14 protein-coding genes are annotated in these 11654 nt (G+C 72.3%); 5 read left to right on the top strand and 9 right to left on the bottom strand.

The features are described 5' to 3' along the window. Positions 1 to 53: 53 nt before the first annotated feature. Both FAF44_RS01010 and FAF44_RS01005 read right to left on the bottom strand, forming a co-directional pair. The gene (locus FAF44_RS01010) at positions 54 to 203 is read right to left on the bottom strand and encodes a hypothetical protein (RefSeq protein ID WP_237101034.1); all 150 of its coding nucleotides are present in this window, start codon (positions 201 to 203) and stop codon (positions 54 to 56) included. 108 nt (positions 204 to 311) lie between these two features. Beyond that, positions 312 to 665, bottom strand: a complete 354-nt coding sequence (locus tag FAF44_RS01005) for a hypothetical protein (RefSeq protein WP_237101033.1) — start codon at positions 663 to 665, stop codon at positions 312 to 314. Here FAF44_RS01005 and FAF44_RS01000 point away from each other — a divergent pair. Then, a complete protein-coding gene (locus FAF44_RS01000) occupies positions 664 to 1155 on the top strand; it encodes an RICIN domain-containing protein (protein ID WP_237101032.1) in 492 nt (163 codons plus the stop codon). The two genes, FAF44_RS01005 and FAF44_RS01000, sit on opposite strands and share 2 nt — an antisense overlap. 74 nt (positions 1156 to 1229) lie before the next feature. Here FAF44_RS01000 and FAF44_RS00995 read toward each other — a convergent pair whose 3' ends face one another. Then, the gene (locus FAF44_RS00995) at positions 1230 to 1880 is read right to left on the bottom strand and encodes a class I SAM-dependent methyltransferase (RefSeq protein ID WP_237101031.1); all 651 of its coding nucleotides are present in this window, start codon (positions 1878 to 1880) and stop codon (positions 1230 to 1232) included. 37 nt (positions 1881 to 1917) lie between these two features. Here FAF44_RS00995 and FAF44_RS00990 point away from each other — a divergent pair, with 37 nt between their 5' ends. Next, complete coding sequence (locus tag FAF44_RS00990; RefSeq protein WP_237101030.1) at positions 1918 to 2355, top strand: MerR family transcriptional regulator; 438 nt, start codon at positions 1918 to 1920, stop codon at positions 2353 to 2355. Positions 2356 to 2375: 20 nt separating this feature from the next. On the opposite strand, the gene FAF44_RS00985 is transcribed toward FAF44_RS00990, so the two are convergent. Beyond that, positions 2376 to 3149 carry a MerR family transcriptional regulator gene (locus FAF44_RS00985; protein WP_237101029.1) on the bottom strand — a complete coding sequence of 258 codons (774 nt, stop codon included), beginning with the start codon at positions 3147 to 3149 and terminating at the stop codon, positions 2376 to 2378. 4 nt (positions 3150 to 3153) lie between these two features. Beyond that, positions 3154 to 3948 (bottom strand): alpha/beta fold hydrolase, encoded by a 795-nt coding sequence (locus FAF44_RS00980; RefSeq protein WP_237101028.1) that lies wholly within the window; start codon positions 3946 to 3948, stop codon positions 3154 to 3156. A gap of 250 nt (positions 3949 to 4198) precedes the next feature. Between FAF44_RS00980 and FAF44_RS00975 the strand changes: the two genes are divergently transcribed. Continuing rightward, a complete protein-coding gene (locus FAF44_RS00975; protein ID WP_237101027.1) occupies positions 4199 to 4369 on the top strand; it encodes a hypothetical protein in 171 nt (56 codons plus the stop codon). Continuing rightward, positions 4366 to 4518: a DUF418 domain-containing protein gene (locus FAF44_RS00970; protein WP_237101026.1), complete on the top strand. Its 153-nt coding sequence runs from the start codon at positions 4366 to 4368 to the stop codon at positions 4516 to 4518. Before FAF44_RS00975 ends, FAF44_RS00970 begins: the two co-directional genes overlap by 4 nt. A gap of 14 nt (positions 4519 to 4532) precedes the next feature. Here the strand turns inward: FAF44_RS00970 and FAF44_RS00965 are convergent, their stop codons facing one another. Both FAF44_RS00965 and FAF44_RS00960 read right to left on the bottom strand, forming a co-directional pair. Further along, on the bottom strand, positions 4533 to 4925 hold the full coding sequence (locus tag FAF44_RS00965) for a hypothetical protein (RefSeq protein WP_237101025.1): 393 nt from the start codon (positions 4923 to 4925) through the stop codon (positions 4533 to 4535). Between the two features lie 92 nt (positions 4926 to 5017). Further along, positions 5018 to 7966 carry a BTAD domain-containing putative transcriptional regulator gene (locus tag FAF44_RS00960; RefSeq protein WP_237101024.1) on the bottom strand — a complete coding sequence of 983 codons (2949 nt, stop codon included), beginning with the start codon at positions 7964 to 7966 and terminating at the stop codon, positions 5018 to 5020. 124 nt (positions 7967 to 8090) lie between these two features. Here FAF44_RS00960 and FAF44_RS00955 point away from each other — a divergent pair, with 124 nt between their 5' ends. After that, the gene (locus tag FAF44_RS00955; protein ID WP_237101023.1) at positions 8091 to 9104 is read left to right on the top strand and encodes a helix-turn-helix transcriptional regulator; all 1014 of its coding nucleotides are present in this window, start codon (positions 8091 to 8093) and stop codon (positions 9102 to 9104) included. 89 nt (positions 9105 to 9193) lie between these two features. On the opposite strand, the gene FAF44_RS00950 is transcribed toward FAF44_RS00955, so the two are convergent. Together FAF44_RS00950 and FAF44_RS00945 are read right to left on the bottom strand one after the other, a co-directional pair. Next, the gene (locus FAF44_RS00950; RefSeq protein ID WP_237101022.1) at positions 9194 to 9754 is read right to left on the bottom strand and encodes an EF-hand domain-containing protein; all 561 of its coding nucleotides are present in this window, start codon (positions 9752 to 9754) and stop codon (positions 9194 to 9196) included. A 92-nt stretch (positions 9755 to 9846) separates the two neighbouring features. After that, the gene (locus FAF44_RS00945) at positions 9847 to 11652 is read right to left on the bottom strand and encodes an acyl-CoA dehydrogenase (RefSeq protein WP_237101021.1); all 1806 of its coding nucleotides are present in this window, start codon (positions 11650 to 11652) and stop codon (positions 9847 to 9849) included. Between the last annotated feature and the right edge of the window lie 2 nt (positions 11653 to 11654).

Here is an 11654-nt window from a genome sequence, read left to right as displayed (position 1 = left end):
TCACGTGGACACGAAGCGGGTGGTGCCGTCGTCCGGCGGCACCACCCGTCACGTCAGCAGCAGTACTGGCCCGCGCAGGTACCGCAGGCGGTGCCGCTGCCCGAGTTCGTCGGCGACGCCAGTGGCGGAATCTCCTTCTCCAGGTCGCCGATCACCAAGTCGAATACCTCGTCGACACTCTGATCCGTTTCGGCCGGCTGCATGAGCACCTTCCTCCCGCATGGAGTGATGAATCCGAAATTCACTACAACTGGGTGAAATATCCTTGTCAATGGTTCGCGACTCTTGGTCAAGAAGCTCGCGATTCACGGTTAAAACCGCTGGTCGCGGGCGGTGTACGCACGCCGGGACGCCGATTCGCGCGAAGCGCTCACGGCCGGTCGTTTCGGCGCGGTCGCGAATTCGGCCAGGTCGAAAGCGTGTGACGGCCGAAAATGCGAGACGAGCGTTCCGCCGATCGACGCGATCCCGGCCGCATGGCCTCTCCTGACATTCAGTAGCCAGACGACTACGGACGGCGCATACTTGGTCTGCTGTTCGCGGACACCCGCCTGATCACGGATCAGATCTTCGTCGTGCCCCGTCGAGCAGCACCCTGAAAAACCCGGCAGCACCCCCAGGCGAAGCGCCGTGGGGGGAAGTCCACGAGCACGAAGGAGATCCATGTCCCTCATCAAGTTCTCCGCCTTCGCGGCGGCCCTGATCGCCCCGGCCGCGGCCGGCCTGATCGCCACCGGTTCACCGGCCGCCGCGGCGGCCACCGGGTACTGCCTCGACAGCGGTGGCAACACCTCGTCGGGCAAGGTGCCCGCGTACCTGTATCGCGACTGCTCCAGCTCCTCCGCGAACCTGCGGTGGGTCATCGAGGGCGGTCAGATCAAGAACGTGGCGACCGGGTACTGCCTCGACAGCGGTGGTAACACCTCGTCCGGGAAGGTGCCCGCGTACCTGTACCGCGACTGCTCCAGCTCCTCCGCGAACCTGCGGTGGGTCATCGAGCGGGGTCAGATCAAGAACGTGGCGACCGGGTACTGCCTCGACAGCGGTGGTAACACCTCGTCCGGGAAGGTGCCCGCGTACCTGTACCGCGACTGCTCCAGCAGCTCCACGAACCTGACGTGGATCATCGAGCGCGGCCAGATCAAGAACCGCTAGCGGTTCACCCGGCATCCGCCGATCGCGGCCCGGTCACGCGCAACCGGGCCGTCCCTCCGTCACCCCCGGATCCCTCACGAGGGGTCGGCCGGATTGACGGCGAGCACGCAGGCGACGGGCGGGTCCAGGTCGAGGGTCTCGACCCGGAGGCCGGTGAATCCGGCCCGGGTGAGCAGGTCCCGAAGCTCCTGGGCGGCCCGGTCCGTGGTGTCGTGGGTGGCGCCGGGGCAGCGGGGCTGGCTGACCAGCGCGATGCGTCCCGCCGGACGGAGCAGGTGGCGCAGCTCGCGGAGCCGATCCACCGGCTCGGGCCAGAACCCCGCGGAGTTCACGGCGAGAATGACGTCGAGCGGACCGTCGAAGCTCGGCAGCCGCTCCACGGAAGCGCGCGTGAGGCGCACGCGACCGGCGCGGACGGCGGCGGCGTTGCGACGGGTGGCCTGCCGGACCATGGTCCGCGAGTGATCGACGCCGAAGACGCGGCCCCTGGTGGCGCGGCGGGCGAACTCGGTGATGGCGATCCCCGGACCGAAGCCGACCTCGAGCACCCGGTCGGTCGGCCGCACCTCCAGCAACGACACCGCCCAGACGTTGCGCTGCCGGTTGGAGGGACGCAACGCGAACATCCAGCCGGTCGCCCACCCGACGACGCCCCGTGGGCGGTGCGCCTGGCTCACCAGCCTGCTGATCACGTGCTGCTTGAGCGATGTGTCTCCTGTCTGCATGATCGCCAGTCAACGGCTTCAAGTACGCTTGAAGTCAATGGGCGAGCAACTGACGATCGGCGAACTGGCGAGCCGCACGGGCGTCGCCACCTCCGCGCTGCGCTACTGGGAGGAACTCGGCCTGCTGCCCGCCCCCGCCCGGGTCTCGGGGCAGCGGCGTTACCCGCCCTCGGCGGTCGGGCTGGTCGGGCTGGTGCTGCTGCTGAGGAACGTCGGTTTCACGTTGCGCGAGGCCAACGGGTTCATCGAGGCCCGTTCGGCGTCCGGTGACGGCTGGCGGGAGCTGTACCGGCGCAAGCTCACCGAGCTGGAGCAGCGGATCGCCCAGGCGCAGGCGGCACGGACCGCCATCGCCCACGGCCTGTGCTGCCCGCACGAGGACCTCCTCGAATGCCGCAAATTCGCCGACGGAGTCGAGGCGCTCATGTCCGGCGCCTCCGTCGAGGAGGCCCACGACGAGGTTCATTCGCGCTGACCTCACCGCAGGGCCCGGCGTCACTGGTGCGGGATGCGCACACCGGCGGAGCGGAGTTTCGCCTCGACCAGGGCGGTCAGCCGGGCCATGGTCGGTTCGTGGTCCTCGCCGAAGTGGTTGAGCAGGCCGTAGCGGGTGGTGTCGATGCGGGCCTGGAAATCGGACGAGACCGTGAGCAGCGCCCGGTTGGCGAGGAACTGCTCGGCCATGGCGGTGGCTAGTTCCTCGATCCGGGAGTCGTCCGGCTCCCAGTCCTTGGCGACCCAGCACCGCCTGACCAGCTCGACGAACCGGGTGTCGTCGAAGGCGTCCTCGACCTGGGCGAGGTAGGCGTCGAAGCCGTCCGGGACCAGGGCCCTGACCAGCACCAGGCTCTCGCGGTAGATCGCCACCTGCTCCGCGGTGAAGCCGAGGGCGGCGGTGCGGTTCAGCAGCGCGCAGGCCCGGTCGGGCAGCAGGGCCCGGTCGCCGCCGGCCAGCCGGCGCAGCGTGTCGCGCCGCGCGATCAGCTCGTCGATGCGGTCGGTGAGCCGCTGCTCGACGTCGACGAGCATGCCGGCGAACCGTTCGGGATCGGCGTCGAGCAGGGGCCCGATCTCGGCCAACGGCACGCCGGCCGCGGCCAGCGTCCGGACCTGGACCAGCCGCAACAGCTCGGCCGATCCGTAGCGCCGGTAGCCGGAGGAATCGCGGCGCGGCTCCTCGACCAGGCCGTGCTTGTGGTAGTGCCGCACGGTCTTGATCGTGACGCCGGCGAACGCCGCCGCCTGGCCGATCGTGACGCCGATCGTCATCCGTTCAACCGACTTCCTGTCCGAGCCCGCGGACCACTTCGGCGATCGCGCGGAAATCCTTGCGCACGATGGAGCCGTGGTTGCTGGCGACCTTCGCGCCCACCTTCAGGTTCGGGTTGCGGGCGAGCAGCGGGTCGAGGGTGGCGCGCATGTCCTGTTGCAAGGTACCGGAGCTGCCGAACGCCTCGCCCGAGGCGACCACGTACCGGATCGGGACGGTGACGCCGTCCAGGACCGGTTCGAGGGCGGCGTGGATCTTGTGGGCCTCGATGTTGACCTCGGCGTGCTGTTCGGCGCTCATCCGCGCGGCGTTGCCGATGAGGCGCATCACCGGCAACGCCCACCGCAAGCGCCGGAACAGCCGCCGGACGCGTTCGTGGCCGGCCTCGTCGGTCCAGCCGACCGGATAGGGGCCGTCCACCCCGACCACCCCGGCGACCCGGTCGGGGTGCCGGGCCGCCCAGTGCACCCCCAGCAACGCCCCGTACGACCAGCCCACCAGCAGCGGGCGCGGCACCCGCCTGGCCCGCAGCACGGCGTCGAGGTCGCGGACGCAGGCTTCGAACGAATAGTCCGCCGAGCGCTTCGACCGGCCCCGGGCCCGCTCGTCGTAGCTGAGGTGCCGCCAGCCGGAGCCGAGTTCGGCGATGACGGGACGCCAGTGCCGCCGGCTGGCGTAGGAGCCGTTCAGGTAGACGACGCAGGGCGCGGACCCGCCGGTGTCGGTGACGGCCAGCTCGGTGTCGTCGACCGGCACCATGCCGGTCCAGGCCGACTTCGTCAGTTCGGTGTCGTTCATGATGCGAGGGTGCACCTTGACCTCGGGTCAGGCTCAAGCCGGGATTTCGCGGGCCCGCCTCTGGTTGCCGTGCCGACCCGGCCCAGCCGGATCAGCCGAAAGTACCGCCGCCGGAGCGCGAGCCCGGCCTTGCGGCCGAGGCGGGCGCCGGGCCGGGTCCGCAGGATGGGCGCATGCGCTGTGAAGATCACATTCCGGGATCGGCGGCCGGTGCCGTGGCGACGGCGGGGGAGGCGTCGTGGTGCGGCCCATGGGCGAGTGGGATCCCTGGCTCGGGCTGCCGGTCTTCTCCCTGCTGTTCGGGGTCGGGTTCGCGCTACTGATGGAGCCCGCCGCGAACCGCGTCCCCCGGCCGCGGCTGGTCCTGCTGCGCCGGCTCATGGCGCTGCTCGCGATGGCCTGCCGATCGGCCACTCCTTGACGGCGGCGTACTGGACGGCGGGAGCCATCCTGGCAGCCCAGTGGCTGTTCTGCACCCTCTGGTCACGTTACCGCCAGGGCCCCGCGGAGTGGCTCTGGCGCTGGGCCACCTGGGCCCACCGCCCACCCCTGCGCCTCCCCGCGCCCTGACCCCGTGATCACTGCTACTTGTTGGTGAACGACTGGCCGACGATCTTCGCCTTGCGGAAGAGCCCCAGACGCGAGCACTCGACCCACGAAACGTTCCAGAAATGCGTGCCGGGGCTCCGCAGCGGCCCCCAGATGAATTCGTCGTCCGCACACACGGCCCAGGCCTGATGCCTGCCCGTGCCCGAAAGGCAGACGCTCCTGGCGCCGGAAAGCTGGCCGTTGATCGTGAGCTTCTGCAGGCGGCACTGGCTCGGCGATGCCTGAGCCGGCGGGGCGAAGATGAGGGCGCTCGCGGTCGCGACCGTCGCCGCCAGGGCGACGCCGGTGACACGGGCGAGCGCCGTCCGGCGGAGACGGGACGATCTTGAGCTTTCCTGGCAGGGTCGTTGCAGTCTGGGTGTCCGCACGCGCGTGTTCCTTCCGCTGGAGTACGTTTCGCGAGGCCCTCCTCGCCGGGCGCTCGTGTGCTCCGAGCATGCCGATCGCCGTCATCATCCGGTCATAACCGCCGGCCGGGGACGCCGGCGTGGACGTCCGGGTCGGTGGCTCCGATGGCGGCCAGCAGTTCGCGGACCTGCGCGTGGGCCGAGGCCGCCGCGTCCTCGGCGCCGCGTTCGCTGTGCACCCCGGCGAGCTGGTGCAGCACGCGCGCCTGCCAGATGGGGGCGTTGATGGCGGTCGTGAGCCGCTGCGCCCGGCTGAGCCGGCGCAGCGCGGTCTCGTGGTCGTGGCGGGCTCTGCTGGCCGCGCCGAGCGCCAGCCACGCCTTGGCCTCGACCAGCGGCTCGTCCACCGCGCCGGCCAGTTCGATGGCCTGGTGGAGGTACTCCTCGCCGGTGTCGTGGCGGTCGCGTTCGAGGTGCAGGTAGCCCAGGCCGTAGCGGGCGAACGCCTCGCCGCGCAGGTCGCCGAGGTCGCGTACGGTGGCGAGCAGGTCGGTGAAGGACTGTTCGGCCTCGTCGAGCCGGCCGGAGCCGAGCAACAGTTCGCCGATGCGGTAGACGACCTCGGGGTGGGTGTGCCGGCCGAGTGCTCTGCTGGCGGCGAGCGCCTCGTCGAGGTAAGGACGGGCGGAGTCGAGATGGCCGACGTCCACCAGGAGCTGGCCGAGCAGCCTGAGCACGAGGATCTCCGCGCCCGCGTCGCCGACCTCCCGGATCGCGTGCAGCGCGGAACCGCACTGGGCGACCGCCTCGGCGTACAGGCCCCGCATGCCCGCGGTGAAGGCGGCCACCGCGCGGGCGAGCGCCCAGCCGTGCCGGTCGTGGCAGCGCTCGAACAGGTGCAGGGCCTCCTCGACGGCGGCCGCGGCGGGCTCGTAGCGGTGCCGGTAGGACTCCAGCAGGCCCAGCCCGGTGAGCAGGGCGGCCGAGCCGCGGGTGTTGCCGGCCGCGCGGGTGGCCAGCAGCGCGACCCGGTGCGTCTGCTCCCAGTCGTCGTAGTGGCCCCGCGTCTGGAACAGCGAGACCGCGCTGACGGCCAGGTCCCAGCAGAGCTCGTCGAGGCCGAGCGCGGCGGCCTGGCGGACGGCGGCCACGATGTTCGGCCGCTCGGTCTCGTACCAGGACAGCGGGTCGGTCTCGGCGAGCTCCGAGCCGGGCGGGTCCCAGCGGGGAGCGGTCCCGTGGAGGACGGCGAAGTCGCCGCCATGGGCCGCGCGGTGCGCCCGCTCGGTCAGCGCGAGCCAGCCGCCCAGCATGGGGGTGATGTCAGGGGCCGCCAGCTCGCGGGCGTGCAGGCGGACGAGGTCGTGCAGGCGGTAGCGCAGGTGCCCGGCGACCTGGAGCAACTGGGCGTCCACGAGGCTGTCGAGGAGGTCCTGCGTGCCGTTCACCGCCAGGGCCGCCCATCCGGGGAGCTCAGGGGCGTCGGCCTGGGCCAGCGCGGACAGCAGCCGGAGCGCGGCCGGGTCGAGCCCGGCGGTGGACAGCGCGAGGTTGCTGCGGACCGCCAGGTCGCCGTGGGTCAGCTCGTCGAGGCGGCGGCGCTCGTCCCGCAGCCGGTCCACCATGTGGCCGACCCGCCAGTGCGGGCGGCCGGCCAGCCTGGCGCCGGCGATCCTGAGCGCCAGCGGCAGGTTCCCGCAGAGCCGGACGAGGCGGGCGGTGGCCTCCGGCTCCGCGCGCAGCCGGTCGGGACCCGCGACCTTGGCCAGGAACCGTACGGACTGGGCCGGTTCCAGCTCCTCCAGCTCCACCCGGCCCGTGATGGGCAGGCCGGCCAGCCGCGGCCTGGCGGTGATCAGCACCGCGCATCCCGCGCCGCCCGGCAGCAGGGGGCGGACCTGGGCTTCGTCGAGGGCGTCGTCCAGGACCACCAGCACCCGCCGCCGCGACAGGCACTCCCTGAACCTGGCCGCCCGTCCGTCCACGCCGTCGGGCAGGTCCTGTACGGGCTCGCCCAGCGCGCGCAGGAAGTCCGCGAGCACCTCTCCCGGCTCCACCCGCCGGTCGGGCACGGCGCGCAGCCGGGCGAACAGCCGGCCGTCGGGGAAGCGGTCCGCCACCTGGTGCGCGACGTGCACGGCGAGCGTGGTCTTGCCCACCCCGGCCCGGCCCGCGACGACCGCGACCGCCACCGCGGGGCTCGCCTGACGGGGGAGCAGCGCGGCGGTCACGTCGAGCGCGTCGCGCTCCCGTCCGGTGAAGTCGGGCACGTCGGCGGGTAACTGGCAGGGCCGCCGCCGCGGCCGGTCCAGGTGCAGGGAGGCGTCGTCGGTGAGCACGGCTCGTTCCATCAGCCGCAGCGGCGGTCCGGGCTCCAGGCCGAGTTCGGTCACGAACGTGGCGCGGGCCGTCCGGTAGAGCTCCAGCGCCTCCGCCTTGGACCCGCACCGGTAGAGGGCGAGCATGCGCAGCGCCCACAGGCCCTCGCGCAGCGGGTGCTCGCCGGTGAGCGCGGCCAGTTCGGGCAGCAGCTCGCGGTGGCGGCCGAGCTGCAGCTCCAGTTCCAGGCACTCCTCCAGCGCGGCGACCCGGGCCTGCTCGATGCCGGCGGTCTCGGCCGTCAGCCCCGCGTGCTCGATCCCGGCCAGCAGCGGGCCGTGCCACAGGGCCAGGCCCCGGCGCAGCGACCGGACGGCCTCCGGCCGCCTGCCCTGCGCCGCCGCCTGCCGTCCGGCCTCGGCGTGCGCGGCCCATTCCAGCAGGTCGAGCGTGTCGGGCCCGGCCCGCAGGCGGTAGCCGCCCGGCACGGTCGCGATCACGTCGGGGCAGCCGGCTCCGGCCAGCGCCCGGCGCAGCCGTCCGACGGTGTTCTGGATCTGGCGGCGGGCCGAGGACGGCGCCCGCGCCGGGAAGGAGATCTCCACGAGCCGGTCCACGGTGACCGTGTCGTTCGCGCGCAGCAGCATGACCGCGAGCAACTCGCGCTGACGATGCCCGAGATCGAGTGGCTGCCCGCCGACGCTGACCCCGACCCGTCCGAGAACCTGGAACCGCACCACCATGCGCCTGCCCTTTACCCGCTTCGCCCCGTTGGCTGACAATCGTCATCGAGGGGCCCGCGCGGGTCCAGGCATTGCAGTCAGGGCTTAAAAGCCCAGCCAGTACGTGGGGAGGCGGCCTCGGGCAATGTTGCGCATCCACTTCACCGACGAGGACCTCGCCCGTACGTGCATCGCCCCGACAGCCGATCCGCTGTGGGAGATCGCGCTCAGCATGTTCCGGCTGGCGGGACGCAACGGCAGGGGGTCGTTCGCCGCCTGGCGCGGCCGGGCCCGCCACGACCTGGCCAGACGCGACGGTCTCGGCATGGTGCGCCGCGTGCTGTCCCCGCTCTTCCCGGCCGGCTCCTCGTACTTCCCCGACTTCCTCACCCCGCCCGACGGCGCGCACGGGCTGGGCGCCGGGGTGGACGCGGTGCTGAGCACGCCACGCGCGCTGCTGCGCAGGGAACTGGACAAGCTGGCGACCAGGACGGGCACGCCGTCATGGGCGTGGGGGCTGGCCGACGGCCGCGTGGACGCCTTTCACCACCTGCGCGACGCCATGTGCGGCTACTTCGACGCCGCCGTCGCGCCGTACTGGTCCGAGATCCAGGGGATGGTGGACGCCGACCGGGCCAGGCGCGGGCGCGCCTTCCTGGACGGCGGGGTGGGCCACCTGCTGGCCGGCTTCCGTCCGGTCATCCGGTGGCGGCCACCAGTGCTGAGCATGGACCATCCGGTCGATCGGGACGTGCGGCTCGACGGGCGGGGACTGGTGCTGATCCCGTCGTACTTCTGCTGGGGCGCGCCGGTGCCGCTGGCCGATCCCGACCTGCCGCAGGTGCTGGTGTACCCGATCGAGCGGGACCACCCGCTGGCCATGCCGAAGGAGCCGTCCGGCCGTCCGGACGCGCGGCTGCTCGGGCCCACGAGGGCCGCCATCCTGAGGGCCGCCGTGGATGGGGCGACCACGGGGGAGTTGGCCCGCCGCCACGGGATCTCGCCCTCCGGGGTGAGCCAGCACACCCAGGTGCTGCGGGAGGCCGGGTTGATCGTCAGCCGCAGGTCCGGCGGCCACGTGATCCACACGGTCACGCCGCTCGGCGTCGCGCTGCTGACGAGTTGCCGGTCGATGCGGCGCGAGCCGTTCGCGGACTGACCGGCACCGGTTGTCTGTGGGGGGTGCGTCCCGGCGTGCGGGGGGCGCGGGCCGGGGCCGCACGCCGGGATCGGGCTGCGCCTGGGCGCTCAGGCCCGGACGGGCGCTATGGGGCCGAAGAGGCCGGCCCCGTAGGCGCCCGGGTCGTCGGTGCAGAAGAATCCCTTGGCGGCGAGGTGGACCTGGTCGTGGGTGAGGTCGCCGCCGCCGGTCTCGTCGAGGGCGTCGAAGGCGTCGCGGGCCGCGTCCTCGGTCAGGCGGAAGGCGTGGATCATGGTCTGGACGAACTCGTGGCGGCTGATGACGCCGTCGCCGTCACCGTCGGCGAGGGTGAGGAACGCCTGGGCGAGGGGGCGGAAGTGCTCGTAGCCGGTGGTGGGGTCGTGGAGCGCGTCGTGGTGGGCGTCGACGAGTTCGTCGAAGGTGAGGATGTTGTCCTGGTCGGAGTCCATCGGGGCGTAGGTCTTGTCCCAGATCTGGGTGTAGGCGTCCCTGATGAGGTGGTGCGCCTGCGAGCCGTGGGTGTGACCGAAGGCGAGGGTGACGCGGTCGGCGGCTCCGTAGAAGTCGTCGAGGGTCAGGGCGCCGTCCCCGTTGTCGTCGAGGAGCTGGATGATCTTGTGCATTTTGTCGAGGAAGAAGGCGTTCATGGAGGCTCTGCCTTTCTGTTGTCGGGGTGGGACGGCCACCCCCTTCGCGATAACCAAGAGTAAGGTAACTTAAACGCAGAGTAATGACGCCGTCATTCCGCAGGTCCGGCCAGGGCCGCGGGGATGCGTTCGACGAACTTGTCCCAGTCGGGCAGCGCGATCGGATGCCGGGCGAAGACGTCCTCGGGGATCATGAAGGCGTCGATGAGCGTCGTCACGTGCGGGGCCAGTTCGGTGAGGGCCTGTTCGCGGGCGGCGTGCAACTGCTCGATGTGGTCAGGACGCAGGTGGCCGGCGGCGAGGAGGTCACCGGTCCGGGGCACGAGCAGGCCGATGGCCAGGAGCCGGTGCAGGGTCAGCAGCAGGCCGGCGGCCCGCGCGCTGGGCGAGGCGCGCGCGGCGTCCAGCAGGGACTGGGCGGCCAGCCGGGCGGCGGTGGCCTCGGCGAGCCGCAGCGCGGGCCCGGTGGCGTGGTTCCAGCGGGACAGGGTTCCTTCGGCGGGGGCGCGCAGGGCGGCGCGGGCCCGCCGGCGGTGCAGGTCCTCGCCCTGGCGCAGCGCGTACTGGAGGAAGTCGGGGTCGACTGGTGAGGTGTGCGGCGGTGGCCCGGCGGGCGACCCGCCCTCGTGGCCCATCATCAGGTGAGCGGCGGCCTTGACGAGGATGGGCAGGTTGTCGCCCTCGGCGGTGATCGGCCCCTCGATGGTGGCCAGGTAGTCGGCCAGGCCGTTGACGGGGAACAGGCCCTGGGCTCCGCAGCGTTCGCGGCATTCGATCAGGATCTGCCGGGCCTGCCAGGTGATCCACGCCTTGGTGAGGGCGGCGTGGATCTCGGCGTCCTCGCGGTCGGCGCCGGGTGTGATGAGCGCGTCCTCCCAGCGGGCGAGCGTGGTGCGGTGGAGCAGCGTGGCGGCGTACGCGGTCGCGAGCGCCTCCAGCAGCGGGGCGTGGTGGGAGCGGTAACTCCACAAGGGCACCTGGTCGGCGTTGCGGCCGGTGAGGGCCGCGGCGTGGCGGATGTGGGCGTAGCGGACGGCGAGGGCGAGCGCCTGCCGGGCCCCGCCGAGCGCGGCGGCGCTCATGCAGAACTTGCCGATGGTCACGCGGGCGATGGAGGCGAGCAGCCGCAGGCGGCGGTTGCCGATGTCGCTGCGGAAGGTCCCGTCGGGGGCGAAACGGCCCTGGGGGCCTTGCAGCAGGGCGTCGGGGCCGAGCCGTACGTGGGTGAACGTGGTCAGGCAGTGGTCGATCGCGGGCCCGATGCGGGGTTGCAGCAGCCGTACCCGGACGCCGGGCGCGTCCATCGGGACGAGGAACAGCATGACGCCCTCGTCGGCCCCCTCCACGATGAGCCGGGCGGCGACGACGCCGGTCTTCGGCCCGCCCGCCGGGCTGGTGTTGGGCATGAACTTGGCGGCGGCCGGACCGGGAGTGTGCAGGACGAAGCCGTCCCGGTCGCGTACGGCGGTGGTCTCCAGTTGGGCGGCGTTGTTGCCGTAACCGAGTTCGGTGCACAGGAAGGTGCCGATGCGTTCGAGGCGTTCGTAGCCGGTCAGGGAGCGTCCGTGGTCGGCGAGGCTGCCCAGGAACAGGTTGTAGTGGATGCCGGCGACGGCGGCCAGCCCGCCGTCGACCGCACCCGCCCATTCGTGGAAGGCGGCCAGGCGCCGGGGGTCGTCGACGAACTTGGCGACGTCGTCGATGGCGGCGTTGACGTCGTGCAGCCGCCGGTAGGTCAGCTCGACGCGGTCGATGAAATCCAGGTGGGGCTGCGGGGCGAAGGCGGGGGTGGAGAACAGGGTGCGCCAGGGTTCGTGGACATCGGAGAAGCTGTGCCCGAAGAGCGCATCGGTCTGGCCCCGCGGACCAAGCTCGGGCCGGGCGGGCGTCGCCGGCATCG

It is taken from the genome of Nonomuraea sp. MG754425, from assembly GCF_021699195.1.
Lineage (GTDB): Bacteria > Actinomycetota > Actinomycetes > Streptosporangiales > Streptosporangiaceae > Nonomuraea.
The sequence above is the reverse complement of the archived record's forward strand: the minus strand, read 5'-3'. Positions and strand labels throughout refer to the sequence as shown.